Raw genomic sequence first — 25,024 nt, forward strand, 5'->3', positions numbered from 1 at the left:
ACTCTGAAAAAGGCGCCTCTAAGGCGCCTTTTTTGTTGCCTGTTCGGTGCTGGTTTGCCCCTCAAGCAGGCTCTTGGCAATACGGTTGGCACTCGGCCTAATAAGCTAGAATGATCAATATTGATTACGATTGGTATAATACCAATCACAGTAAACATGTGATCAGAAATAGCGCAGGAAAAACGCTTGAGAACAAAGCAGGACTTTTAGATAAGTAGTTATTCTACAATTAAAAATACTAATACAGTTATCGAGCGTTTTAACAAGCTAGCATGATCAATTATTTATTACGATTGGTATAAGGTAATGATATAACTGATCGACCGAGCGTTTAATCTAGGGAAGCGATTTATTATGGATAAGATTCTGGCCCTTTCTCTTTCTCTCTGCTCCTTTCTGGCGACGGCCAGCGGCAGCCTGTGTGCGCCGACCCATTATGATGAGACGGTCACTTTCGCCTCGGTGATCGATGGCGATACCCTGATGCTGGAAGATGGCCGTCAACTCAGGCTGATCGGCATCGACTCGCCCGAGATAGACAGACATTATCCCGAGCTGTCCGAACCCTTCGCCAATCGGGCTCGCAACTTTCTGGCGGAGCGCTTGGTACCCGGTCAGGCACTCAAGCTGGCCTTCGACCGTAAACGCCTGGATCCCCAGGGAAGAACATTGGCTTATGCCTATACCGAATCAGGAGAGCATCTACAGGAGATGATGCTGAGTCAGGGCTACGCTAAGGCGAGAGTCTATCAGAACGACTATTTCTGGCAGTGTTTGGCCAATATCGAGCTTCAGGCACGCCAGGAGAGGCGGGGATTATGGAGCCATAAAAGCTATCAGGCCAAGTCGCCAGATGAGCTGGGGCGTGACGATCGCAACCGTTGGCGAGAGGTCAGAGGAGTAGTGACGGGTTTTGAAAGAAAAGGTCAGCAATTGTGGCTGATTATCGATGAAAACTTTTATGTGGGTATACCTAGAGAAGAATCTGGTAAATTTAGCAAAATTTTAACCCTAAATCTGCTTGAAAGTCCGGTAGTCGTGCGTGGTGAGTTGTATTATTCCTACAAAAAATGGCAGATGATTGCCCATCATCCTTCGCAGATAAGTTTGCAAAATAAGCCTTAGACCGTTTGGCTTCATAATAAACTGAAATTTTCTAATATCTTGTTTAAAAATCGCATAATTTCGAGTATCTTAGCGCCCTAATGGCTCGCGTCGTTTTTCGCCAAATCTGGGGGAGCGAAGCGGGGCAAATAAGACCTTACCCTGAACACACTTGTCGCATTTTTTGCAGGATTACTAATAATGGCCGATTTCCGTCAGCAAGCCCTTGACTACCATGAGTTCCCCGTACCAGGCAAAACCGCCGTTAGCCTGACCAAGCCCGCAGAGACCAGCATGGATCTGGCGCTGGCCTATAGTCCGGGTGTAGCCGAGCCGGTGCGTGAAATTGCTGCCAATCCTGACGACGCCTACCGTTACACCGCCAAGGGCAACACGGTCGCCGTGATCTCAAACGGTACCGCCATCTTGGGCCTGGGTAACCTGGGGCCACTGGCCTCTAAGCCTGTGATGGAAGGTAAGGCGCTGCTGTTCAAACATTTCGCCAATATCGATGCCACAGACATCGAGGTGAAGCACCGTACCGCGGAAGAGTTTATCAACACGGTCGAGGCGATTGCCGATACCTTTGGTGGCATCAACCTGGAAGACATCAAGGCGCCAGAGTGTTTCGAGATCGAGAAGGCGCTTATCGAGCGTTGTAACGTGCCAGTCTTCCATGACGATCAGCACGGTACGGCCATCGTGACCGCTGCCGGCATGATCAACGCCCTGGAGATCCAAGGTAAGAAGCTGGAAGAGGCGGTCTTTGTCTGTATGGGCGCCGGCGCTGCGGCGATCGCCTGTATGACCATGCTGGTGAAGTGTGGTGTGCAGCGTGAAAACGTCTACATGCTGGATCGCAAGGGGGTTATCCACACCCGTCGTGAAGATATCAACGAATACAAGGCGCTGTTTGCCAACAACACAGACAAGCGTACCCTGCAGGATGTGATCAAGGGCGCCGACGCCTTCCTCGGTCTGTCTGGCCCAGATGTATTGAGCGCTGAAGATGTGGCCCTGATGGCCGAGAAGCCGGTGATCTTCGCCTGTTCAAACCCAGATCCCGAGATCAAGCCTGAACTGGCCCACGATGTGCGTAAAGATCTGATCATGGGCACGGGCCGCAGCGACTACCCTAACCAGGTGAACAACGTGCTCTGCTTCCCCTTCATCTTCCGTGGCGCCCTGGATGTGCGCGCGGCTAAGATCAACGACGAGATGAAGATCGCCGCGGTACACGCCATCGCGGCCCTGGCGAAAGAGCCGGTTCCTGCTGAGGTATTGGCTGCCTATCCAGACGTGTCTGAGCTGAAGTTTGGCCCCGATTATGTGATCCCTAAGCCGATGGACCCACGCCTGCTGTCAAACGTGGCCAAGGCCGTTGCCCAGGCGGCTATCGACTCAGGTGTTGCCGCCTTGCCGACATTGCCTGAACACTACAGCGCCTAATCGGCGAATGTGATGATAAGAAAAGGGCCTCAGGGCCCTTTTTTATTGTGCCTTTACGGCTTTATTTGTATGGTAAGTGTTAATATGCAGCCTTTGCGTTGACGCCTTTCACCGCAAGCGGTCAGGAGTCGTTCCAGACGATTTCTTTGTTGCGTGCTATTTACATAGAATAACTATGCCGCACAGCACGCGCCTTGAGCAAAACGCGTTTAGATTGAACAAAAAGTAAACCTGAAAGCTAAACAGACCCTAGATGATAAAGCGGTCTCAGACGTAAAAAATAATAATAATCCTGCAGGAAGCGGAAATGAAATTGACACAACTCCTCACCAAGAAGTTAACCGGCTTTTGGCTGCTTTCCCTCGCTGCGGTCGCCTTCATCTTTCTGCTTACCGCCCTGGTCAGTTTTATTCAGCTTACCTATAAGTTCCAACAGCAGCAGATGACAGAGCTGGAAGAGATGCTGCTGCAACATCAGGTCCGCCATGAGCTGCAGCATCTGGATATCTGGTTGCCACAGATCTTGGCCGCCTACGATGCGCAGAAATTTACCCTGATCCGTGGCGAAGAGACGCTGTATCGTTTCGATAGGGGCAATCATGATCAGAGTGTGGTCAACTACGACAGGGTGCTCAACCAGACCCTAGATCTGCATTTTCATATCAGCCTGCCCCAGCCCTTCTTGCTGCATAACATCAGCTGGCACGGCAGCCTGGTGTTCTTGGTGGGCTGTATCGCCGTGGGGCTGCTGGTACGCCGGGGCTATCTCTGGCTGGCGCAGCAGTTACAGGGCATAGAAGATCTGGCCAAGCGCAGCCATCTGATCCTCTCTGGAGACTATGACAAGGCCCTGGCCGAGACGGGCCACGGTCGTCCTCGATTGATCAACCGCGCCCTGACCCAGATGCTGCTGGAACTGGATGACGCCCAGAAGCAGCGCGCCAGGTTCGATCAGTTTATTCGCTCCAACACCTTCCTCGATCCCGAATCTGGTATAGGTAACCGCCTATTTCTCAAGAATCGTCTGGATGCCCTGAGTAACAAGGATGGCATGATGGCCCCTGGGGTGCTCCTGCTGCTGGAGATGGAAGATCTGGATCTGTTACAGCAGGAGGCCGATGAGTTCAGCATTCAGGAGCTGCTCACCCAGACCATAGGCGGCATCAGCCACTTGCTGGACAGCCAGGCCAACAGCATCTTCTCCCGCCGCTCCTATAATCAGTTTGCCATCGTGGTGCCGCAGATCTCCCTGGCGGATGCCGAGAAGCTGGCGGCCAGGCTGCTCAAGGTCTGCCTGAGTCAGCCCTTGGAAGGGGTGAATAACCGCGACGACTTTTTTCATATCGGCGTGGCCTACTTCAAGGTCGGCGAGAGCAAGGAGCAGCTGATCGAGGAGGCCGAGATGGCGCTGCGGGCGGCGCAGTTTCAGGGCAACAGTGGCTGGTTCATGTACGACAAGGGCGCGGTGGACGAGGAGTTTGCCCGGGGCTCGGTGCGTTGGCGCAGCTTTCTCGAGTATGCCCTGGTCAACAAGCGGGTGGTGCCCTTTACGCAGGCGGTACTCGACAGCGACGGCAAGGAGCACCATAGTGAGGTCTCCTGTCGTCTGCGGGACAGCGGCAACAATCTGGTGCGCGCCACCCTGTTCCTGCCGATGGCCATTAAGTGTGGCCTGATCCCGCAGATTGAACGTCAGGTGATCGAGGCCGTGTTGTTTGATCTGTTACCCAAGTCACCCAAGGACAAGCATAAATACAGTATTAATCTCTCTCTGGACACACTGACCAGCAGGGCCTTTATCCGTTGGTTGCAGACGACTCTGCTGGAGTATCGTCATCTGACGCCGCGGCTCATCTTCGAGATCAACGAAGATATCCTGGTAAACAACCTGGCTAAGCTGAAGGCGCCGCTGGATATGATCGCCAAGATGGGAGCCAGCCTGTGTGTCGACAGGGTCGGGCAGCAGGTGGTGAGTACTCAATATCTTCAATCCTGCCGCGTGGATCTGATTAAGCTACACAGGTCTATCGTGCGGCAGATACATTTACGCCAGGAAAATCAACTGTTTGTCAGAAGCCTTATCGGTGGCCTCTATCGCACCGAGGTGCAGGTCTTTGCCGAAGGGGTCGAGTCGCTGGAGGAGTGGCAGACGCTGAAAATTTTAGGGGTGAGTGCGGGGCAGGGCAGTTTCTTTAGCGAACCGCTCGAGGCAGAGTGATTTTGTTATCTCTCTGTTGGGGCTGATAAGGGCTTGTTAGGGCTGGGTTACTGTTCTATGTTTATCTGAGTGTATCTGATTGATGTTAGATTTTTTCTATAAAATTAGGCGATTAGTCGCTACAATAACGCTATTATTTTGACGCTTTCCTCGAGGCAATATCGGCCCTGTATTTGAGGTAGAGCGATTTGGGACACTCATGGCGCGTGAGTATCAAATTGGTGGATATGCCTTAAATGGAAAATAGTCTTTTGAGTAAATTTGCCTTCTGGCAAACCAAGCACGATAGAGTCGATTTAGGCGTATACCTCAACGCCGCCGCGATGACTTTCTATAACCGCGATGGCGATACCTCCTTTTCTCTGCCCCTGTCGGGTGATGACTGGTCTGGCGTATTTCAGGCGCTGACCGACAAGATCCCCGCTCCCAACCTGCAACTCGTGCTGAGCGAAGATTTTTACCAGCTGTTGGTGGTCGACAAGCCTATGGTCGAGCCCGAGGAGATGCATCAGGCGCTCGTCTGGTCGATCAAGGATATGGTGTCAGAACCTGTCGAGTTGCTGCATCTGGATTATTTTGAGCCGCCTGAGTCCACCAACAATAAGGTGACTGTGGTGGTGGTGAACCGGGCGATGTTGCAGGCACTGGTCAAGGCGGCCGACAAGCATGAGGTGAGCATTGGCGGGATCAGCATCGAAGAGATGGCCATCAGTAACTATGGCGCCGAGGACAAGCTGGCGCACATGGTGCTTTGCCATAAGCCGGGGAGCGAATTGTTGCTGACCGTAGTGAAACAGGGGCAGCTCTATATGCAGCGTCGTATTCGCGGCTTCAGCCAGATCGACAGGGTCTCCAGCCAAGATCTTCAGCTCGGCGTGGCCGATAACCTCAGCCTGGAGCTGCAGCGTTCCATGGACTATTTCGAGAGCCAGCTGCGCCAGGCACCTGTGGCGTCTATCGCCCTGTTGATGGGGGGGGAGCGGCAGATTCTGGCCCAGCTACTGAGTAAGAACTTTGACCAAACTGTCGAGGTGATCGCCTGCGATCAGGTGCAGGACAAGTTGGCCCAGTGGGCTTTGGTCGAGCTTGAACGTCAAACGGAGGAGCCTGCCTAGATGAATCCAAAATTGCGGGTCAACCTCTACACCGCCAGTCTGTTACCGCCCAGGCTGCGTCTCTCATTTACGCGCCTGCTGCAGCTTGGTTTCGGCCTGTTTGTCTTGATGCTGACGGCTAACTTACTGGCCTATGTACAGCTTGGTAGCCTGGAGATAGAAAAGGCGCAGCTGCTTACCGAGAAGGCCGCCTTCGACCAGCAAAAGGCGCAGCTCGAGCAGGCTATCGCCCAACGCAGTGCCTCTCAGGCTCTGGTACAAGAGGTGGATCTCCTCTCACAGCAGGTGGAGCTTAAGCGCCTTCTCCTGGGCGAACTCACCCATGTGGAGACGCTGACCAGTAAGGGCTATTCGCCCCTGCTGACAGGGCTTGCCCGGGTGACCGACGATAAGCTCTGGCTGAGTCGCATTCAGGTGAGTGAAAATCAGTTTGTCTTCGAAGGCTTTAGCGCCGCACCCAACGCAGTGCCGCTGTGGCTGGCACGCCTGCAAGGGGTCGAGCCGCTCAAGGGCCAGGCCTTTAGCACACTCACCATGAACCGGGGTGACAAGCAGCCGCTGGGATTTGTGCTGCGTAGCAAGCGTGATGAGGAGCAGGTGAAATGAAGCAGCAGATAGCCCGCTGGGGAGAAGCCTTCAATAAACTGAGCCAGCGCGAGCGGGTGATGATTGCACTGGCCGTCGTGGTGGTGATCGGCATGCTGCTCTATCTGCCGCTGGAGTCGCTACTGACCCGGAACAGCCGCGTGCAAAGCAATATCAAGGCCTTAACGGCGGAGAACCGTATCTCCCAACAGCAGATCGACCTGTATCAACAGACGCTGGCGAGCGATCCCGACCTGGAATACCGTCAGCGTCTGGCGAGTCTGCAACAGCAAGTGGCGGATCTCGATCAGCAGCTGTCGTTTCAGATGGTCGACATGGTGCCCGCCGACAAGATGCCGACCATGCTCGGCGAGCTACTTGGCCGGGTGAAGGGAATACGTCTGCAAAGTTTCGAATCTTTGGCGCCTAAGCCGCTGCTGGCCCTGGGGGATGAGAATAAGCTTAATCTCTACAGCCACGGGATCAGGCTGGCGTTCGAGGGGGATTACTTTTCTACCCTCAAGTTTATCGAGGCGGTCGAGTCTATGCCCAATAAACTCTACTGGCGTCAACTGGATTATGTGGTGGGTGATTACCCTAAGGCCGAGGTGATGTTAGAGGTCTACACACTCAGTATTAACAAGGACTTTATCAGTGTTGCGAATCAAGATTAGTGTTTGCCTGTTGGCACTGCTTAGCCTGACTCAGGCCTCGGCGCAGACCCTGAGGGATCCGACCCGGCCGGGTGTAGGCGCCCAAGGCTCGGCGCAGCACCAGGGCGGTCAGAAGCTGGTGTTAAACAGCCTGATGATCACCGACCATTCGGCGACGGCCATTATCAACAACAAGATGTTCACCACAGGTGACAGGGTACAAGGTGTGAGCATTACTCGCATCACTAAGCAGGGGGTCTGGCTCGCCGATGGCCGCCAACTCAAGCTCTACCCAGAAGTAACTGCGACAAAGGGACAATAAATGACTGCGATGAAAACCATAACACCTCTGCTCGTGCTGATGTTAGCCGCCTGTCAGACAACGGATCGTCCCCAGCCTGTCGAGTCGAAATCGGCGATCGATACCTCGATCGCGGCGGCGCAGAATAAGCCGCAGACGCCCCCTCCGGCGGCGGTGATGCCAGATTCCGTGCAGCGCGAACTGCAATCGTCGGCCCTGCTAAGCTCGTTGACGCCGAGTCAGCCAAGCGAGCGTCGTTTCGATGTGTCGGCCAAGGATGTCGATGCCAAGGTGTTCTTCCCAAGCCTGGTGCAGGGCACGCCCCTGAGTGTCGCCGTGCATCCCGCGGTGACAGGCAGTGTGTCTTTGTCCCTCAAGGGGGTCACTCTGAGCGAGGCGCTGCAGGTGGTCGAAGATATCTATGGCTACGAGGTGAGCCGTGAAGGGCGCATTCTGCGCGTCTTTCCTGCGGGCATGCGCACCGAGACCTTCCCGCTTAATTATCTCTACATGGAGCGTCAGGGGCTGTCGCTGACCTCGGTGAACTCTGGCCGCATCTCAGACAACAACAATAATAATAACAACGGCAACAACAGCAATAATTACAACAATAACGCCAACAACAACGGCAACGACGGCAGTAACAACAATAGCAACGAGACGACCAACGGTACCTTCATCCGCTCAAAGACCAAGACAGACTTCTGGGGAGAGCTCAAGGAGACCCTGGTCTCTATCATAGGTAGCACAGGCAATGGCCGTCAGGTGGTGGTCAGCCCGCAGGCGGGCCTAGTGACCATCAGGGCCTATCCTAACGAACTGCGTCAGGTGAAGAGCTTCCTCAAGACCGCCGAGAGTCACCTGCAGCGTCAGGTGATCCTCGAGGCCAAGGTGCTAGAGGTGACCCTGTCTGACGGTTATCAGCAGGGGATCCACTGGGAAAGTGTGTTGGGGCAGAGTGGCAACAACAGCGTCGAGTTTGGCACCTCTCCGGCGCCAGATGGCCTGGGGGATGTGATCACCTCGGCGATAGGTGGTATCACCTCCTTGCAGATCAAGGGCAAAGACTTTAGCACCATGATTAACCTGCTCGACACCCAGGGGGATGTGGATGTGCTCTCTAGCCCAAGGGTGACGGCGTCCAACAACCAGAAGGCGGTGATCAAGGTGGGCCGCGACGAGTATTTCGTGACCGACGTGTCATCGACCACGGTAGCGGGAACCACGCCGGTGACCACCCCAGAAGTGGAATTGACCCCTTTCTTCTCGGGCATCGCCCTGGATGTGACGCCACAGATCGACGAAGAGGGCAGCGTGCTGCTGCACATCCATCCTTCTGTCATCGATATCAAGGAGCAGAACAAGTCGATCAAGGTGTCAGACAGCACACTCGAGCTGCCCCTAGCCCAGAGTGAGATCCGCGAGTCGGATACTGTCATCAAGGCCAATACCGGCGACGTGGTGGTGATAGGTGGCCTGATGAAGAGTGAGAATATCGAGTTGGTCTCTAAGGTGCCGCTGCTGGGGGATATTCCGTTACTGGGCGAGGCCTTTACCAATCGTTCCAATTCGCTACGCAAGACTGAGCTGGTGATCCTGCTCAAGCCGACCGTGGTGGGCGCCGAGACCTGGCAGACCGAGCTGCAACGCTCCAAGGCTCTGCTGGATCGCTGGTACCCAGAAGAGAAGCAGGAGTAGAGGTTTGTATCTGCAGCACTTTCATTTGGCGCAGCCGCCCTTTTCGCTGACGCCAAATACCGGCTTCTTCTTCGGCTTGGCGCCCCATGTCGAGGCGCTACAAGTGCTGCAAACTGCCCTGCAGACGGGCGAGGGTTTTATCAAGGTTACCGGCGAGGTCGGTACGGGTAAGACGCTGATCTGTCGTAAGTTACTCAACGATATCCCCGAGCGTTTTCACTGCGCCTATCTACCCAATCCCTATCTCAGTCCCTGCGAGCTGCGCTGGGCGCTGGCCTTGGAACTTGGTCTCAAATACAGCGCCGATATGGATCAGCAGCGCCTCACCACGCTGATTCAGCAGCAGTTGATTGCGCTCAGTGCCCACGGCCATTCCATCGTCCTGGTGCTGGACGAGGCTCAGGCCCTGCCCGATGAGAGTCTGGAGGCGCTGCGGCTGTTCACCAATCTGGAGACGGAGAGCCGCAAGCTGCTGCAAGTGGTGCTGTTTGGTCAGCCGGAGCTCGATAGCCGTCTGCAGCAGACGCAGTTTCGTCAGCTCAGGCAGCGTATTACTTTTAGTTATCAACTGAGGGCCATGACCTCCGACGAGACCCGTGCCTATCAGGCTCACCGATTAGAGGTAGCCGGGTATCGCGGCGAAGGGCTATTTGGCGCACATGAGAGCAGACGCATCGCCCGCGCCGCAAGAGGAATTCCAAGACTCATCAATATCTTATCCCATAAGGCTCTGCTGCTGGCCTATGGTGAGGGTGCAGCAAGGGTGAATCTCTGTCACGTGAAGGGCGCGATCAAGGATACTCAGGACGCCGACAAGGGGCTGTTTCCCCGTTGGTGGCTGGGCACCGCCGGGGCCGTGTCGCTGTGCTTGGGCGCGTTGTGGCTATGGTTAGCCAGGGGGCTGGCATGAGCGTCATCAACACCATGCTCAAAGACTTAGATAAGCGCCAGCAGCCCCATGGACTGGATGAGTTGCCGGTGCCGCCGCTGCAATATCGTCAGGCGCCTCAGTCGCGACTGCCCTGGTTGCTACTCGGGCTGCTCTCGCTGTTACTCTTGGCTCTGGGTTATCTGGCGTGGGATAGATATGCGGTGCTCGCACGCACCAACCTGGCGCTGCAACAGGATAATCAGGCATTGACTCAGGAGATCGCTACAGGGAATAGCACTTCGCTGGTGGACAGCGCTTCGTCTGAAGCCACACCTGGAGCGAGTAAAGCACCATTGGCGAGTAAAGAGCCTTCAGCTAGACAAGAGCCCTCAGCTCATAGAGAGCCCTCAGCTAGCAAAGTGCCGACTGGGCTAGTAACGACCCAGGCCGCAGCGATTCCAGAATCAAAAGCTGAGTCTGAAGCAGAGCTCAAAACTAAGCCTAAAACAGCTTCAAATACAGAGCCTAGCGTCGAGAACAAGCTTGTCGTTGAAAATAAGCCTGGCATTGAGAGCAAGCCTGTCGTCGAAAGTAGGCAAGTAGCAAAACCTCAGGCGGCCGCAGAGGCCCAGGCATCGAGTGCTAAGGCGGTAAAACAGACTGGCACCATGGCGGTGACCGAGGTGAAGCTTTCCCCGGAGGCGCTGGCCGAGAAGCGCTTTAGTCAGGGCAAGTCGGCCCAGGAGGGCGGCCAGCTCGCCCAGGCGGTGAAGGACTTTAGTGAGGCGATAAGCCTGAATCCTGCGCTGCACGGTGCGCGTCAACATCTGGCGGCCCTCTATTATGGTCAGGGGCAGCTGGGTGAGGCCAACAAGGTGCTGGAACAAGGGCTCGCCCTCTATCCAGGCGAATTCGATTACGCCCTCATGCTAGCAAGGGTGCTGCAGGCACAGGGTGATAGCCAGGGGGCATTGGCGGCGCTTGACAAGATCCCTGATGATCACCTGCTCGCCAAGCAGAAGTGGGTGATGCAGAGTCATTTGGCCCAGCAGGCCGCGGCATTTACCCTGGCCGAAGAGAGTTATCGTCGCCTGGCCAGGGTCGAACCCAATCAGGCCAAGTGGTGGATGGGGCTGGCCTATGCCTTAGATTCCCAGCAAAAATATACCGGCGCCAAGCAGGCCTATGGTCAGGCCCTAGGCTTACCTGGCTTGTCGCAGCAGGCCAGCGATTTTATTCAGCAGCGACTGGCGCAGTTAGGAGATATTGAGTGAAACCCAAGTTAAAGATGCGCCTCGGCGACTTATTGGTACAGGAAGCGATTATCAGCGAGGCGCAGCTGGGCCAGGCCCTGGCGGAGCAGAAAAATACCGGCAAGAAGCTGGGACGCACCCTGATCGATCTCTCCTGTATCACCGAGGAGCAGCTACTTAAGTTTCTGTCGCAGCAGCTGAATATCCCCTTCCTGGATATCAGTCGCCGGGCGATTCCACCACAGGTGGTGAACCTTCTTCCCGAGGTGCAGGCCCGTCGTTATCGCGCCCTGGCGGTGGAAGATAATGGCGACCATGTGCTGGTGGCCATGAGTGATCCTGCGGATCTGCAGGCGATGGATAATATCGAGGTGTTGCTGGCGCCTAAGGCGATCCAGATAGCCGTTGTCACCGAGACCCAGCTGCTGGAGGCCTTCGATAACCTGTATCGCCGCACCGGTGAGATCGCGCAGATCGCCGGTAAGCTGGAGGAGGAATATGCCGCCGACGACCAGTTCGACCTGGCGAGCCTGACCGATGCCGACAGCGATAACGAAACCACTGTGGTTAAGCTGCTGCAGTCGATCTTCGAAGATGCGGTGCAGATGCGGGCGTCGGATATTCATATCGAGCCAGGCGACAAGGTGCTAAGGATCCGTCAGCGTATCGATGGTCAGCTCCAGGAAAATACCCTGCAGGAAGTGAATATCGCCTCGGCGTTGGTGCTGCGTCTCAAGTTGATGGCTGGCCTGGATATCTCGGAGAAGCGACTGCCCCAGGATGGCCGCTTCCACATGGAGATCAAGGGACACAAGATAGATGTGCGTATGTCGACCATGCCTATCTATCATGGCGAGTCTGTGGTGATGCGTCTGCTTGACCAATCCGCGGGTCTGCTCACCTTGGATGAGACGGGCATGCCTGCCGAGATACTGGCGCGGGTGCGTAAACAGATTAAGCGCCCCCACGGCATGCTGCTGGTTACAGGACCTACGGGTAGCGGTAAGACCACCACGCTATATGGCGTGCTGAGCGAGCTTAATACCGCAGATCGCAAGATCATCACGGTGGAAGACCCTGTGGAATATCAGCTGCCGCGTATCAATCAGGTACAAGTTAACCATAAGATAGGATTGGATTTTTCCAATGTACTGCGTACCACCCTGCGTCAGGATCCCGACATCATCATGGTGGGTGAGATGCGTGACCAAGAGACGGTGGAGATTGGCCTTAGGGGCGCACTGACAGGTCACTTCGTGCTATCGACCCTGCATACCAACGATGCGGTCACCTCTGCCCTGCGTCTGCTGGACATGGGCGCCGCCAGCTACCTGGTGGCCAGCGCACTTAGGGTGATCATCGCCCAGCGCCTGGTGCGCCGTGTCTGCCATAACTGTGCCCAGCCCTTCGAGCCCAGCGCCGCGGATCATGCCTGGCTGAGTAGCATCAGTAGCCGTGACTTTAGCCAGGCTAGGTTCCGTATCGGCACAGGTTGTCAGAGCTGTAACGGTAGTGGCTATCGTGGCCGTATCGGGGTATTTGAGATCTTGGAGCTGGATGAGCAGATGATTGAGGCGATGCGTAGTGGTAATCCCCAGGCGTTTGCGACGGCTGCCTACCAGAGCCCTAACTTTACCCCGCTGGCGGAGTCGGCACTCAACTACCTGGCCGAGGGCATGACCACTATGGAAGAGGTGGCCAAGCTTATTGAAGATGCCAGCGATGCCCAGGTGCCTATCTCTCAGGAGATGATCCATCAACATGAGATTGAGGGCTAACTATGCCTGTCTATCAGTACAAGGGACGTGATGCACAGGGCAAGGCGGTCAGTGGTCGACTCGATGCGACCACCCAGAGCGCCGCCGCCGATCAGCTGCTGTCTCGCGCCGTGATCCCCCTTGAGCTGGTGGAGGCCAAGGCCGCACGGGAGTTTCAGCTCGGCAGCCTGTTTAAGAGCAAGGTCGGCCTGGATGAACTGCAGATTTTTACCCGGCAGATGTATTCGCTCACCCGCTCAGGTATCCCGATTCTGCGCGCCATTGCCGGCCTCTCCGAGAGCTCTCACTCTAAGCGGATGAAGGATGCCCTGAATGATATCTCAGAGCAGTTGATCTCGGGTCGCCCCCTGTCGTCGGCGATGAACCACCACCCAGATGTGTTCGACGCCCTGTTTGTCTCCATGATTCATGTGGGGGAGAACACGGGTAAGCTGGAAGATGCCTTTATCCAGCTCTCTGGCTATATCGAGCGTGAGCAGGAGACCCGCAGGCGCATTAAGGCGGCGATGCGTTATCCTGTCTTCGTATTGATGGCGGTGGCATTGGCTATGGTGGTGCTCAACATCATGGTGATCCCTAAGTTTGCCGATCTGTTCGCCCGTTTCGGCGCCGATCTTCCTTGGGCCACCAAGCTGTTGATCGGCACCTCTAATTTCTTCGTCAACTACTGGTATCTGCTGCTTATCGCTGTGGTGGTGGGCTTCGTGGGCATCCGCTACTGGCACAACACAGAGAAAGGCGAGCAGCAATGGGACAGATGGAAGCTGAAGATCCCGGCGGTGGGGAGCATCATAGAGCGCTCGACCCTGTCGCGATATTGTCGCAGCTTCTCCATGATGCTGAGTGCGGGCGTGCCCATGACACAGGCTTTAAGCCTGGTGGCCGATGCCGTAGATAACGCCTACATGCATGATCGCATCGTGGCCATGCGCCGGGGCATAGAATCCGGCGAGTCCATGCTGCGGGTGTCGAATCAGAGCCAGCTCTTTACCCCGTTGGTGCTGCAGATGGTGGCCGTGGGAGAAGAAACTGGCCAGATAGATCAGCTGCTTAACGATGCCGCCGACTTCTATGAGGGGGAGGTTGATTACGACCTTAAGAACCTGACCGCCAAGCTGGAGCCGATTCTCATTGGCATAGTGGCGGTGATCGTCCTCATCCTGGCGCTGGGTATTTACCTGCCGATGTGGGATATGCTCAATGTGGTCAAGGGGGGATAACCCATGGCAGCCTTGAGCCGGGAGCTGTGCTGATGGAAAACCAGACACGGGTCGACAGCGAGCTGATGCAGGCCTACGGCAAGATAGTGGCCATAGTGGTGCTCTTGCTCATCCTAGGCGTGCTGGGTTACGGTTATTTTGCCAAGGTCGATCAGGTCTCCTCCCAAGGCTTGAGGCTGGAGCACAGTCGCCTGCTGAATGTATTGGCCATGGTGCGATCGCAATGGTTGGTGCAGGGACGCCCAGCTGAGATGCATCTGGATTGGTCCACTGCGATGGAATTGAGGGGCGGCGAGCAGCCACTGATCAAGATGAGTGATCAGGGGTGGCCAACCTTAGACAAGATAACCCAGGAGAGTTGCAAGACCCTCTGGTGGCAGCTGTTGGGTGGGCGCGACGATTTAGCCAAAATTGTTACACAGGCCGACCAGGTCGGAGAGGTTTGTAGTTATATTGCTAATAATGGTGATCGTTTGAGTTATCAACTCAATAGCGGGCGTGTTATTTTTTTGACTGATCTTTGAATTTAGCAACTTCTAAGGTTTTATAATTTGCTGTAACTGCTAGAATTATCAGGATTATCTAAGGGAGATTTTTATGAAAATGCGAGCCCATAACATGGGAGTGAACCAGAGTGGTTTCTCTCTGATCGAATTGGTGATCGTTATTGTGATCCTGGGCATACTGGCGGCCACAGCGATTCCCCGTTTTTTAAATGTGACCGACGATGCCGAAGATGCTAGCGTAGATGGTGTAGCCGGTGGCTTGGCCACGGCGGTAAGCTTCGTGCGCTCACAGTGGGAAGTCGATGGACGTAACAATGCCAATGTGGTCTTAGATGGCACCCAGATCTCTCTCGATACCCGTTTCGGTTTTCCAACCGGATTAACCTCGGGAAGTGGTATCGTCAGTGCGACAGGCATGACAGATGCCGCCTGTCAGGAGGTATTTCAGAACATTCTGCAGGGCGCACCGCGTAACGTGCTCTTTAATCAGGATGCCCGTAATCAGCGTTTTACCGCGCGGGTATTAGATGGCGCCGGTGGTAATGGGGTAGCCATAGATGGGACTCAGGTGAGCAACTTAGATCTCTGTGTCTACCATCAGGTGACCTCTTTGGTATTAAACACCACCACAGGGGTGCCGACACCAGCACCGGATCTGGCGACCGCCAATGCCAAAGGCATACTGTACAACCCAGGCACAGGCCAGGTGCTCAGCTTTACCAATTGATCTAGTCCCTTGCCCTGGCGAGGTAGACAAAATTTTAAATAAGTTAGCATAAGCGACAATAACAAGGGTACGACATGAAGAAGCAAAACGGCTTTACGCTGATCGAGTTAGTGGTTGTGATCATCATCTTAGGGATTCTGGCCGTGACCGCTGCGCCTAAGTTTATTAACTTACAGAGCGATGCGCGCCTTTCTGCGTTAGAAGGGATGAAGGCCTCGATCCAAGGTGCTAACTCTTTAGTCTATTCCAAAGCAGCTATTGCCGGAAAAGAAAAAGGGGGCACTGGTGGTGCTGAAACTTTAGATATAGGTACAGGAACAGATATAAATATCGTTTATGGTTACATGAAAGCAACTGAAACAGATTTTGAGAATGGGTTAGACGTTACTTTCGCTGCTGGTGCAGATGGTAAGCCAACATCCACAACGGCAACCGATGAATGGATCATCAAAGAGGAGACTTCAAAGGTTACCATTTGGCAAAAAGGGGCCCCAGCAGCCTGTAAGTTGGAATATACCCAAGCGACAAGTTCCAGTGCTGGCCCTACATTTGCTGCCATGCCAACGACTTCAAATTGTTAAATTATAGGAATATTAAATGAATCAACAGAAAGGTTTTACACTGATCGAATTAGTGGTGGTTATTATCATTTTAGGGATTCTGGCGGTGACCGCCGCACCTAAGTTTATCAACTTGCAGAGTGATGCCCGTAAATCGACAGTCTCTGGATTGGAAGCGGCGATAAAAGGAGCTGACAGCCTAGTGCATTCTAAATCATTGATTGCAGGCAACGAAACTCAAGCAAGTACCGCAACTCCTGCACCGACCGTAAAGGTAGATGCAGCGGGTACAACAGTGGCATTGAACTATGGTCATGCGACACCTGTATGGACTAATAGCTTAGAGAATGTGTTAGATATTAATGCTGCCGCTTCTGGCACCGATGCTGAGTGGTTATATGTTCCTGCTGCAGATGCTAAAAGCATCTACTTCTATCCTCAGGGACAAAAAAGTCCTATAGATGCCCAAGATGCAGGCACTTGTTATGTGCAATATGTAAATGGGTTAACAGCTTACGGCGCAATTACTGTCAATACAGTCGTTACAGGTTGTTAAGCCTGTTACGTTTCTAAAGGCCTGCATTGCAGGCCTTTTTTGTCTCTGCAGTGAGACTAATTACTGAAATCGATGGCAATATTTGCCATACTCTGTAGGTTATTAGAAAGTTTAACGCTATCAGCGTGTTGCAGCTGGGGTGTCGATGAATAAACAACAAGGTTTTACCCTTGTAGAGCTGGTCACAACCATCATCTTGATTGCCATTCTTTCTGTGGTGGTCTTGCCGCGCTTCTTTACCGCCTCAAGCTACAGCGCCTATACCCTCAGAGACGAACTGATTAGCGAACTCAGACGGGTACAGCTGATGGCTCTCAATAACCTGGATCGCTGCTACAAGGTGAGTGTGACAGAAGCGGCCTATCGCGCCGATATCTATGGCGCCGACTGCAATAGCCTGACGGTCACAGGCAATGCCCAGTCGCTCCCCCGGCAGACAAGCCTGAGCCTAGGTGGGGCGAACAGCTTTACCCTAACATTCGATCGCGATGGTCGGGTGACAGGAAGCTGCGCGTCGGGTTGTACCATTAAGGTCGCCGCCGATGAAACCTTAGATCTTACTATCGAGAGCCAGGGGTATATTCATGGACGCTAGTAGATTCAAGGCATCAAGGCGCGCCTCTGGTTTTACCCTGATCGAGCTGGTGGTAGGCATGATAGTCCTAGGCGTCGCCCTGGTCATGCTCACCAGCATGCTGTTCCCCCAGGCGGATCGCGCCGCCGAGACACTACACAGAGTACGCTCTGCCGAGCTGGCTCACTCCCTGCTTAACGAGATCTGGGGCAAGCGCTACGATCAGAATGCCAACCCTAATGGCGGCGTGCCCGCCTGCGGCGCTGCGGCGCGGCCAGATCTTGGCTTGCCCGCCGGACTGCCTTGTACCGACCAGGCTGATTTTGGCCCTGACGGCCTGACGCGCAACGCCTATCGTGACGTGGATGACTACCATGGCCTGACCCAGGCTAGCAAGATGCTGAATTCGGATCGCACCTATGCTAAGGAATATATTAACTACCAGCTATCGGTGAGCGTCACTTATCCCGGCAGCGACAAGAACAGCAAGCTGGTGGCGATCAATGTGACCACCCCAAGTGGCGAGGTGATCACCTACCATGCACTGCGGAGTAACTACTGATGCAGCTGCAAACTAACAAGGGCTTCACCCTGGTGGAGATGGTGACCGTCATCATCATACTCGGCATCCTGGTGGTTGGGGTGAGCAGTTTCGTCATCTTGGGCACCCGTATCTTCGTCGAGTCCAGCTCGGTGGATCAGGTGTTGAGTCAGAGTCGTTTCGTGATTGAACGCATGACCCGTGAGCTGCGTAATGCCCTGCCAAATAGCATCCGGGTGGACAAGTCAAGCGATGCACAATGCATAGAGTTTATGCCTATTAGCGCCAGCGCCAGCTATATCAGCCTGCCGATTGCGCCAGACAGCGCGGCTGACAGCGGCAGCATCATGTTGCCGGCGCAGGAAGTAAACCTAGCCCACAAGATAGTGGTCTATCCGCTATCGCCCGATCAGCTCTACCAAGACAGTCCATCGACCAAACAGGGACGTATCTTCGCTATCAAGCAGTTGAGCGGTAATCGGCTCGAGTTTAATAATGCGCTGCGTTTCGATGAGGCATCGCCCCAGCGGCGTTATTTCATGGTCAATGGCGCCGTGAGTTACTGTTTCTTGAGTAGCGGCGACATCAGGCGCTACGACGGCTATGGGATTCAGACCAGCCAGCCGATCCCTGTACAGATGGGAACGGGCGCCCTGATGGGCCAGCATGTGGTGAATAATCTCGGCAGCGAGGCGCCGATTCAATACACGTCGGGTACCCTAGTTAACAATGCTGTGGTGCAGCTGTCGCCCCGTTTCGAGGTGAACGGCCAGACCTTTCAATATCAACATCAGGTGCAGGTGATCAATGTTCCCTAATCGAGTTAGGCAGCGAGGCAGCGCCCTAGTGATTGGCATCTTCATCATTACCGTGATGTTCTTGATGGCGGCGGCGTTGATCAATATCGTCAGCGATGCCGACGAGGGGGTAAACCTTGAGGTGTTGGCAACCCGCGCCTTCGCCGCGGCTAACAGCGGCGCCGATGCCGCCTTGGCGCAGCTATTTCCCTTAAGCGGTACAGTGGTGGGCTGCGCTAGCGTCTCTGCCAGCTGGGCGCCGCCTGATGTGGTGGGATTTCATGGCTGCAGCGTGGTATTAAGCTGCAGTCAGACCACTGTGGGGGCGGGGAACGACAGCGTGACCCAGTATCTTATCGGTAGTGAGGCGACCTGCGCCGTGGGTAGCTGTGATGGCGAGGCCTGTCTGCGTGTCAATCGTAAGGTGGAGGTCGAAGCCCGTGACTAAATTATTTCAGTGCTTCTTGGGCTGCCTACTCTATCTGGTTTTTTCTACGGCTGTTCTCGCCGTACCTCAGTGTGATGAGATCTTTACCGACCCACCGACGGGCAATCATAATCCTGGTTTGGTGCCACCCGATGATATTGGGCCTAGACTCGGCAATCTAAACTGCTTTAAGGGGAGCTGTACGGAGCGCAGTCCGCAGTTTGCGCCGGGTGATTATGACTTTGCCACGGGGAATTTTGGTAACCGCTCTGTGATAACCACCACGGGGAAAACGGCTCGTCTCTACTTCGATAGCCTGTCGATGAACAATGCCAGCATTAACGCTTCGGGCAAAGCTGAAAATTTGATCATCTATGTCAGGGGCAATCTCTCTGTTGCCGGACAGAACTATGTCAACGGCATTCTCTATGTTGTTGGTGATGTTAGCTTCAGCGGTAATGCCTGGATAGATGGCGCCATCGCATCAGGGGGGAGCCTGAGTTTTGGCGGCAATGGTGGTGCGGATGTCGACCTGGGTGCTGTGGATGATGCCGACTTCGGTGGCATGTGTGATAAGGGCGGGGTGAGTGTCGATCATTATCGACTCGAGTTTACCTCGGATGCGCTAAGCTGTGCGGCCAAAGACATACTGCTGCGGGCCTGTGTCAACGATGACTGTTCGACTCAGGCGAGCGTAACCTCGAGCGTCCAGCTGATTAAGAATAAGGAAAAATACGCCGATGTGAGCGTTACCGGTTCGACTCAAACCCAGGTGTGGCACCCTGACGGCGGCAGCGTGCGCCTTGGGCTGGGCACCACGGCGCCAGCCGCGCCCTATCGCTGTTATATCGACGGCGCCTTGGTGGACAATGACCTGTGTCTGCTCAATTTTGCCGATACCGGGTTCTATTTCGATGTGCCCGATGGTACAGCCTGTAAGACGGGCAGCAGCTTCACCCTGTTTGCGGTGACCAAGGATACTCAGACGCAGCAGTGTAAGCCTCTGTTTGCCAACCAGACCAAGACTGTTAATTTCGGTTTCGATTATCTGCGTCCTGCTGTGGCCAATAATCCCGCCAAGCTTACCCTGAACAGCCTGTTATCCCCGACCGGCTCGGTAGCTATCGATGGTGGCGGCACTCAGGCAATGCAGGTGCATTTCAACGGCGAAGGGGTGGCGAGCCTGTCGGCCAACTATCCCGAGGCGGGCGTAGTAACACTCTCTGCCGAATATCGGCATACAGTGAATCAGCCGTCGGGCGGCACTGAGACTCTGGTGCTCACCCATAGCGATAGTTTTACCTCGGCACCTGCCGGTTTTCATTTTGCCAATGTCGCGGCAAATTCGCGCTGTGATGCCGGCGATCCCTATGACGCAGGCTGTAAGGTGCTGGCCGCCGCGGGTGAGACCTTTAGTATGCAGGTAACGGCCGCCTGTTGGCGAGCGATGATGACAAGGATTTCGGTGGCAACACGGCGCTGCAAAATTTCGAACATGCTGGCCTGTCTGTGGTCTCTCAGGTGGTGGCGCCCGAGACAGGGGTCAATGGCGTGTTAGGCCGTGATAGTCTGGCGTTCTCGTTATCATCAGGCGCCAGTGCCCAGATCGTCGATGATCAGAGCTGGAGCGAGGTGGGCACCATGCAGGTGAAGCTTGGCGCGGATGTAAGTTATGAGGGCGTGACGATTCCCGCCAGCCAGTCTAGCAGCCAGGTGTTTGGCCGTTTCACGCCAGCCTACCTAGGCATCACGGGCAATATCCCTAAGGCAGCCCAGAGCTGCGGCACATTCACCTATTTGGATCAGCCCTTCGGCTTTAAAACGGGCGACGAGCCAAACATTGAGGTGGCGGGGTTAAATGCCCAGGATAAGGTGACCAGCAATTACCAGCTCGGCGATTGGTGGCGCTACAAACATAGGGATGAGGCAGAGCGTAACCAGTGGGCTGAACGCAGCTATCAAGACAGCACAGGGTCTGCTGTGATTGGCGACAGTCAGGCGCCCGCACTCTCTGGCCAAGTCAATTATAGGGGCTCATCCAATGTCGCCGAGTTAATCGGCGCCGAGCCTAGCTATCAGCGTACCCAGACGCCACTGGCGCCCTTCGACGCCAAGTTCGATCTGGTTTTGTCGGCGTTGGATGTCAGCGATGAAGATGGCATCTGTTACCAAGACAGCGCCACGGCCGCCTGCCGCGGCTTTAGCTTTAGCAATATCGGTGATGGTAAGGCCTTCGAGCTGCGCTATGGCCGCATGGTGCTGGAAAACGGCTATGGTCCTCAGTCGGAGAGCCTGCGGCTGCCGCTACGCAGCGAATATGTTTCAAGTGTGACTGCTGGCGCGCCGGTTTGGACACTCAATGGCGACGACAATTGCTCGGTATTTAATACCCAGACCTCCTTAGATGCCGGCGAGACAGCAACTTCTGGTCTGTATCGCGTCCTACCTTCGGGCTTCCCCGATCTTCAGGCCTATAGCGACAGCGGATTGTCGCTGCGCAGTGGCGCCTTGGTTAACGGCGTCGCTAACCTCTACTTTGCCATCCCCAATCAGGCCGGCGAGCTGCCCCTGAAACTGCATGTTGAACCTTGGCTCAAGGGATACTGGAACTATCTGGAGAACGCCGAAGATACCCTGTTTGATCCCAGGGCAAATGCCTATTTTGGCACCTATCGTGGACACGATAAGATCATCTATTGGCGGGAAGTGAAATAGCCGATCTACCAATTGCTGAGCGAGTGTTCACTTAGGCTGACACTAGGGCCAATGATGAACAGATATTTATCTAAGGATCAGCATAATATCCTTGTGGAATGCGGGGGGCATTGATAAAGTTACCTGATTTTTATTTTTCCGACTCCACTGAGACAGGCTGGTTACATGTTCAAGAAGCTGCGTGGCATTTTTTCTAACGATCTTTCGATCGATTTGGGTACGGCTAACACCTTAATTTACGTTCGCGAAGAGGGCATAGTGTTAAATGAGCCTTCGGTTGTTGCAATTCGAGGCGAACGCGGCAGCGGCGGCCAAAAATCGGTTGCCGCCGTGGGAACAGAAGCTAAGCAGATGCTGGGTCGTACGCCGGGCAACATCCAGGCCATACGTCCAATGAAAGACGGCGTGATCGCCGACTTCTATGTGACCGAAAAGATGCTGCAGCATTTCATCAAACAGGTGCACAACAACAGCGTTTTCCGTCCAAGCCCACGCGTCTTGGTATGTGTGCCAGTGGGAGCGACTCAGGTCGAGCGTCGTGCGATTCGTGAGTCGGCCATGGGCGCAGGTGCTCGTGAAGTCTACCTGATTGAAGAGCCGATGGCGGCGGCAATCGGTGCCGGTCTGCCGGTATCGGAAGCGACTGGTTCTATGGTAGTGGATATCGGTGGCGGTACTACCGAAGTGGCTATCATCTCGCTAAACGGCGTGGTCTACTCATCATCTGTGCGTATCGGTGGTGACAAGTTTGACGACGCCATCATCAACTATGTGCGCCGCAACTATGGCAGCCTGATCGGTGAAGCCACGGCCGAGCGTATCAAGCACACCATAGGTACCGCCTATCCGGGTGACGAAGTGCTGGAGATCGAAGTGCGCGGCCGCAACTTGGCCGAAGGGGTACCACGTAGCTTTACCCTGAACAGCAACGAGATCCTCGAGGCACTACAAGAGCCACTGTCTGGCATCGTCAGCGCCGTGATGGTTGCACTGGAACAGTCTCCGCCAGAACTGGCCTCAGATATCTCTGAGCGCGGCATGGTACTGACTGGTGGTGGCGCCCTGCTGCGTGATCTTGACCGTCTGTTGATGCAAGAGACAGGCATCCCAGTGATGGTAGCCGACGACCCGCTGACCTGTGTGGCCCGTGGCGGTGGTAAGGCACTTGAGATGATCGACATGCACGGTGGCGATCTCTTCTCTGACGAAAACTAATTCGGCCCAAATAAAATAGGCAGCAAGACTCTGGTTATCCTCCGGGCGAGACACAGCAACTGATGGCTCGCCGCCCCGACACCACAAGGTGAAAGGGTAAAGCGGGTACCGGGTTCGCTGCCTTAAGTGTTTTATGAAACCTATTTTTGCCCGCGGTATTTCGAATCAATTCAGGCTCACATTGGCAATCGTTTTGTCGGTGATCTTACTGGTGGCCAACGATAGGCTGGAGCCGGTTCGCCAATCTATCTCCTCTTTGCTCAGCCCCTTACAATACGTGGCCAATATTCCCGGTGTCGTGCTGGATTGGTCGGCCGAGAGTATCGCTACCCGCAACATGCTGGCCAAGCAAAACAAGCAGCTGCTCAGGCAGCAACTCTTGATGAGCGAGCGTCTGCAGCGTTTCGAGCACCTGAGACAGGAAAACGATCGTCTGCGCGCCTTGCTTGGCTCTCCGGTGCATATGGACTCCAAGAAGATGGTTGCCGAGGTGATGGAGGTGGCCAGCGATCCCTTTCGTCACTATGTGGTACTCAACCATGGCGCCCGTAGCGGCGTATTCGTCGGTCAGCCGGTGGTGGATGCCCACGGCGTCGTCGGCCAGGTGGTGGAGATCAGCGAGCTGACCAGTCGGGTACTGCTGATCTCAGACGTGACTCACGCCATTCCGGTGCGGGTGACCCGCAACGATGTCCGCCTGGTGGCCCAGGGTATAGGTGAGCTCGATGAGCTCGAGCTGCGCCATGTGGCGAAGAGCACTGATCTCAGGGTCGGCGATCTCCTGGTCTCCTCAGGCCTGGGTAAACGTTTCCCCGAGGGCTACCCGGTGGCGCGTATCATGAAGGTCGAGCGTGATGATGGCCAGAGCTATGCCACGGTAACCGCCCAGCCCCTGGCGGCGCTGGACCGTATTCGTTATCTGCTGTTGATCTGGCCAGACGGCAACCAGAGTGAATTGAGCGAGCCTCAAGCCAAGCCTAAAGCCGACGAGCCTAAAGCGGAGGAGACGCCATGAGCATGCATATTCCCCATGGACGTTGGGTGGTCTGGCTAAGCTTCCTGCTGGCCATGTTGTTTCAGATCATGCCGCTGCCCGGCCTGGTCGAACCCTGGCGTCCCGACTGGTTGCTGTTGGTCATGATCTACTGGGCGATGGCACTGCCGCACCGTTATAACATCTTATCTGCCTGGTTACTGGGCGTGTTGCTGGATATCTTGCTGGGGGCACATCTTGGCATACGCGCGCTCTCCATGTCGCTGGTGATCTATGTGGTGGTGCTGCATTTCCAGCGGCTGCGTAACTTCCCCATGTGGCAGCAGGCTCTGATGGTGGCTAGCCTGGTTTGTCTGCACCATCTGCTGGTGTTCTGGACACAGTTTGTGGTGAATGTGGCCAGCTTCGATGCCAGCCTGTTCCTGCCAGCCCTGTCGAGCCTGATCATCTGGCCTTGGGTATTTTGGATGCTGAGACGCATTCGTCGTATTTATAAAGTGAGATAATCATGCAACTGGTATTAGCCTCTGCCTCTCCCCGTCGTCGTGAGCTGCTGTTGCAGGTCGGCCTGGGCCAAGCTGAATTTAGTTTCGAGGCGCTGGCCGCCGATATCGATGAGAGCCATAGGGCCGGGGAAAGTGCCGCAGAGTTCGTGGTGCGTCTGGCGATTGAGAAGGCCAATGCCGGATTGGCGCTGTGGGGGCAAGCGGATGCCGTGGTGCTGGGCTCAGATACTATAGTGGTATTAGAGGGGGCTATCTTAGGTAAGCCTAAGGATGAAGCAGACGCCAGGCAGATGCTTAGCGCGCTTTCTGGTAAGCGCCATAGTGTGATGACGGCGGTGGCGGTGACCGATGGTCAGCGGACCCTGTCTCGATTAGTTGAAACTAAAGTGCAATTTTGCGGCCTAACAGAACAGGCTATCTTGGCTTATATCGCCACCGGCGAGCCTATGGATAAGGCCGGTGCCTACGGTATTCAGGGCCTGGGCGGCTGCTTCGTCGAGGCCATAGATGGCAGCTATTCGGCGGTAGTGGGCCTACCCCTGGTGGAAACCCGGGCGCTGCTGGCCGAGATGAAGCTGTTATCCATTTAGCATTTTACCCAGTAGATTGAGCCATTTAGGTGTAAATTGTTCTAAAATTAACGGTCCACTGGGGCCGTTAA

The 25,024-nt window shown here is 54.9% G+C and carries 24 protein-coding genes and 1 pseudogene; all 25 read left to right on the forward strand.

The window, feature by feature from the left end; genetic code table 11:
- The first annotated feature begins 354 nt into the window (after positions 1–354).
- Positions 355–1,125 (forward strand): thermonuclease family protein, encoded by a 771-nt coding sequence (locus tag DB48_RS13715; protein WP_041510802.1) that lies wholly within the window; start codon positions 355–357, stop codon positions 1,123–1,125.
- Between the two features lie 180 nt (positions 1,126–1,305).
- Positions 1,306–2,553, forward strand: coding sequence for a malic enzyme-like NAD(P)-binding protein (locus tag DB48_RS13720; protein WP_041510803.1), 1,248 nt, complete (start codon positions 1,306–1,308; stop codon positions 2,551–2,553).
- 307 nt (positions 2,554–2,860) lie between these two features.
- On the forward strand, positions 2,861–4,771 hold the full coding sequence (csrD, locus tag DB48_RS13725) for an RNase E specificity factor CsrD (protein ID WP_041510804.1): 1,911 nt from the start codon (positions 2,861–2,863) through the stop codon (positions 4,769–4,771).
- A 236-nt stretch (positions 4,772–5,007) separates the two neighbouring features.
- Positions 5,008–5,886 (forward strand): hypothetical protein, encoded by an 879-nt coding sequence (locus DB48_RS13730; protein WP_041510805.1) that lies wholly within the window; start codon positions 5,008–5,010, stop codon positions 5,884–5,886.
- Positions 5,887–6,492 (forward strand): PilN domain-containing protein, encoded by a 606-nt coding sequence (locus tag DB48_RS13735; RefSeq protein ID WP_041510806.1) that lies wholly within the window; start codon positions 5,887–5,889, stop codon positions 6,490–6,492.
- Positions 6,489–7,145, forward strand: coding sequence for a hypothetical protein (locus tag DB48_RS13740; protein ID WP_041510807.1), 657 nt, complete (start codon positions 6,489–6,491; stop codon positions 7,143–7,145). Before DB48_RS13735 ends, DB48_RS13740 begins: the two co-directional genes overlap by 4 nt.
- Positions 7,129–7,446, forward strand: coding sequence for an MSHA biogenesis protein MshK (locus tag DB48_RS13745; protein WP_235375405.1), 318 nt, complete (start codon positions 7,129–7,131; stop codon positions 7,444–7,446). Before DB48_RS13740 ends, DB48_RS13745 begins: the two co-directional genes overlap by 17 nt.
- Complete coding sequence (gene mshL / locus DB48_RS13750) at positions 7,447–9,123, forward strand: pilus (MSHA type) biogenesis protein MshL (protein WP_041510808.1); 1,677 nt, start codon at positions 7,447–7,449, stop codon at positions 9,121–9,123.
- 4 nt (positions 9,124–9,127) lie between these two features.
- The gene (locus DB48_RS13755) at positions 9,128–10,033 is read left to right on the forward strand and encodes an ExeA family protein (RefSeq protein WP_041510809.1); all 906 of its coding nucleotides are present in this window, start codon (positions 9,128–9,130) and stop codon (positions 10,031–10,033) included.
- Positions 10,009–11,268, forward strand: a complete 1,260-nt coding sequence (locus DB48_RS13760; protein WP_082035643.1) for a tetratricopeptide repeat protein — start codon at positions 10,009–10,011, stop codon at positions 11,266–11,268. Before DB48_RS13755 ends, DB48_RS13760 begins: the two co-directional genes overlap by 25 nt.
- Entirely contained in the window at positions 11,265–13,025 is a 1,761-nt protein-coding gene (locus tag DB48_RS13765) for a GspE/PulE family protein (RefSeq protein ID WP_041510811.1), read from the forward strand. Before DB48_RS13760 ends, DB48_RS13765 begins: the two co-directional genes overlap by 4 nt.
- Before the next feature lie 2 nt (positions 13,026–13,027).
- Complete coding sequence (locus DB48_RS13770) at positions 13,028–14,245, forward strand: type II secretion system F family protein (RefSeq protein ID WP_041510812.1); 1,218 nt, start codon at positions 13,028–13,030, stop codon at positions 14,243–14,245.
- A 32-nt stretch (positions 14,246–14,277) separates the two neighbouring features.
- Positions 14,278–14,769, forward strand: a complete 492-nt coding sequence (locus DB48_RS13775; protein WP_041510813.1) for a hypothetical protein — start codon at positions 14,278–14,280, stop codon at positions 14,767–14,769.
- 94 nt (positions 14,770–14,863) lie between these two features.
- Entirely contained in the window at positions 14,864–15,478 is a 615-nt protein-coding gene (locus DB48_RS13780; RefSeq protein ID WP_041510907.1) for a type IV pilin protein, read from the forward strand.
- 74 nt (positions 15,479–15,552) lie between these two features.
- Positions 15,553–16,059 carry a type II secretion system protein gene (locus DB48_RS13785; RefSeq protein WP_041510814.1) on the forward strand — a complete coding sequence of 169 codons (507 nt, stop codon included), beginning with the start codon at positions 15,553–15,555 and terminating at the stop codon, positions 16,057–16,059.
- 16 nt (positions 16,060–16,075) lie between these two features.
- Positions 16,076–16,594, forward strand: coding sequence for a type II secretion system protein (locus DB48_RS13790; RefSeq protein WP_041510815.1), 519 nt, complete (start codon positions 16,076–16,078; stop codon positions 16,592–16,594).
- Between the two features lie 145 nt (positions 16,595–16,739).
- Positions 16,740–17,189: a type II secretion system protein gene (locus DB48_RS13795; protein ID WP_041510816.1), complete on the forward strand. Its 450-nt coding sequence runs from the start codon at positions 16,740–16,742 to the stop codon at positions 17,187–17,189.
- On the forward strand, positions 17,179–17,730 hold the full coding sequence (locus DB48_RS13800) for a type II secretion system protein (RefSeq protein WP_041510817.1): 552 nt from the start codon (positions 17,179–17,181) through the stop codon (positions 17,728–17,730). Before DB48_RS13795 ends, DB48_RS13800 begins: the two co-directional genes overlap by 11 nt.
- Positions 17,730–18,527 (forward strand): PilW family protein, encoded by a 798-nt coding sequence (locus DB48_RS13805; protein ID WP_041510818.1) that lies wholly within the window; start codon positions 17,730–17,732, stop codon positions 18,525–18,527. The genes DB48_RS13800 and DB48_RS13805 overlap by 1 nt, the downstream gene beginning before the upstream one ends.
- Positions 18,517–18,954: a hypothetical protein gene (locus DB48_RS13810; protein ID WP_041510819.1), complete on the forward strand. Its 438-nt coding sequence runs from the start codon at positions 18,517–18,519 to the stop codon at positions 18,952–18,954. Before DB48_RS13805 ends, DB48_RS13810 begins: the two co-directional genes overlap by 11 nt.
- A gap of 544 nt (positions 18,955–19,498) precedes the next feature.
- Positions 19,499–21,648 (forward strand): annotated as a pseudogene (locus DB48_RS20560) (DUF6701 domain-containing protein).
- 165 nt (positions 21,649–21,813) lie between these two features.
- Complete coding sequence (locus DB48_RS13820; RefSeq protein ID WP_011864209.1) at positions 21,814–22,863, forward strand: rod shape-determining protein; 1,050 nt, start codon at positions 21,814–21,816, stop codon at positions 22,861–22,863.
- Between the two features lie 133 nt (positions 22,864–22,996).
- Complete coding sequence (gene mreC, locus DB48_RS13825; RefSeq protein WP_041510820.1) at positions 22,997–23,878, forward strand: rod shape-determining protein MreC; 882 nt, start codon at positions 22,997–22,999, stop codon at positions 23,876–23,878.
- Entirely contained in the window at positions 23,875–24,363 is a 489-nt protein-coding gene (mreD, locus tag DB48_RS13830; protein ID WP_041510821.1) for a rod shape-determining protein MreD, read from the forward strand. The genes mreC and mreD overlap by 4 nt, the downstream gene beginning before the upstream one ends.
- A gap of 2 nt (positions 24,364–24,365) precedes the next feature.
- A complete protein-coding gene (locus tag DB48_RS13835; protein ID WP_041510822.1) occupies positions 24,366–24,953 on the forward strand; it encodes a Maf family protein in 588 nt (195 codons plus the stop codon).
- The last annotated feature ends 71 nt before the right edge of the window (positions 24,954–25,024 follow it).

Origin of the sequence: Shewanella sp. cp20 (assembly GCF_000832025.1) — a bacterium.
GTDB lineage: Bacteria > Pseudomonadota > Gammaproteobacteria > Enterobacterales > Shewanellaceae > Shewanella.

Bases quoted from the DNA above. Each gene is read 5' to 3' on its own strand.
- DB48_RS13715 (WP_041510802.1), top strand. From the start codon at position 355: ATGGATAAGATTCTGGCCCTTTCTCTTTCTCTCTGCTCCTTTCTGGCG.
- DB48_RS13720 (WP_041510803.1), top strand. From the start codon at position 1,306: ATGGCCGATTTCCGTCAGCAAGCCCTTGACTACCATGAGTTCCCCGTA.
- csrD (WP_041510804.1), top strand. From the start codon at position 2,861: ATGAAATTGACACAACTCCTCACCAAGAAGTTAACCGGCTTTTGGCTG.
- DB48_RS13730 (WP_041510805.1), top strand. From the start codon at position 5,008: ATGGAAAATAGTCTTTTGAGTAAATTTGCCTTCTGGCAAACCAAGCAC.
- DB48_RS13735 (WP_041510806.1), top strand. From the start codon at position 5,887: ATGAATCCAAAATTGCGGGTCAACCTCTACACCGCCAGTCTGTTACCG.
- DB48_RS13740 (WP_041510807.1), top strand. From the start codon at position 6,489: ATGAAGCAGCAGATAGCCCGCTGGGGAGAAGCCTTCAATAAACTGAGC.
- mshL (WP_041510808.1), top strand. From the start codon at position 7,447: ATGACTGCGATGAAAACCATAACACCTCTGCTCGTGCTGATGTTAGCC.
- DB48_RS13760 (WP_082035643.1), top strand. From the start codon at position 10,009: ATGGTTAGCCAGGGGGCTGGCATGAGCGTCATCAACACCATGCTCAAA.
- DB48_RS13770 (WP_041510812.1), top strand. From the start codon at position 13,028: ATGCCTGTCTATCAGTACAAGGGACGTGATGCACAGGGCAAGGCGGTC.
- DB48_RS13775 (WP_041510813.1), top strand. From the start codon at position 14,278: ATGGAAAACCAGACACGGGTCGACAGCGAGCTGATGCAGGCCTACGGC.
- DB48_RS13780 (WP_041510907.1), top strand. From the start codon at position 14,864: ATGGGAGTGAACCAGAGTGGTTTCTCTCTGATCGAATTGGTGATCGTT.
- DB48_RS13785 (WP_041510814.1), top strand. From the start codon at position 15,553: ATGAAGAAGCAAAACGGCTTTACGCTGATCGAGTTAGTGGTTGTGATC.
- DB48_RS13790 (WP_041510815.1), top strand. From the start codon at position 16,076: ATGAATCAACAGAAAGGTTTTACACTGATCGAATTAGTGGTGGTTATT.
- DB48_RS13795 (WP_041510816.1), top strand. From the start codon at position 16,740: ATGAATAAACAACAAGGTTTTACCCTTGTAGAGCTGGTCACAACCATC.
- DB48_RS13800 (WP_041510817.1), top strand. From the start codon at position 17,179: ATGGACGCTAGTAGATTCAAGGCATCAAGGCGCGCCTCTGGTTTTACC.
- DB48_RS13805 (WP_041510818.1), top strand. From the start codon at position 17,730: ATGCAGCTGCAAACTAACAAGGGCTTCACCCTGGTGGAGATGGTGACC.
- DB48_RS13810 (WP_041510819.1), top strand. From the start codon at position 18,517: ATGTTCCCTAATCGAGTTAGGCAGCGAGGCAGCGCCCTAGTGATTGGC.
- DB48_RS13820 (WP_011864209.1), top strand. From the start codon at position 21,814: ATGTTCAAGAAGCTGCGTGGCATTTTTTCTAACGATCTTTCGATCGAT.
- mreC (WP_041510820.1), top strand. From the start codon at position 22,997: ATGAAACCTATTTTTGCCCGCGGTATTTCGAATCAATTCAGGCTCACA.
- mreD (WP_041510821.1), top strand. From the start codon at position 23,875: ATGAGCATGCATATTCCCCATGGACGTTGGGTGGTCTGGCTAAGCTTC.
- DB48_RS13835 (WP_041510822.1), top strand. From the start codon at position 24,366: ATGCAACTGGTATTAGCCTCTGCCTCTCCCCGTCGTCGTGAGCTGCTG.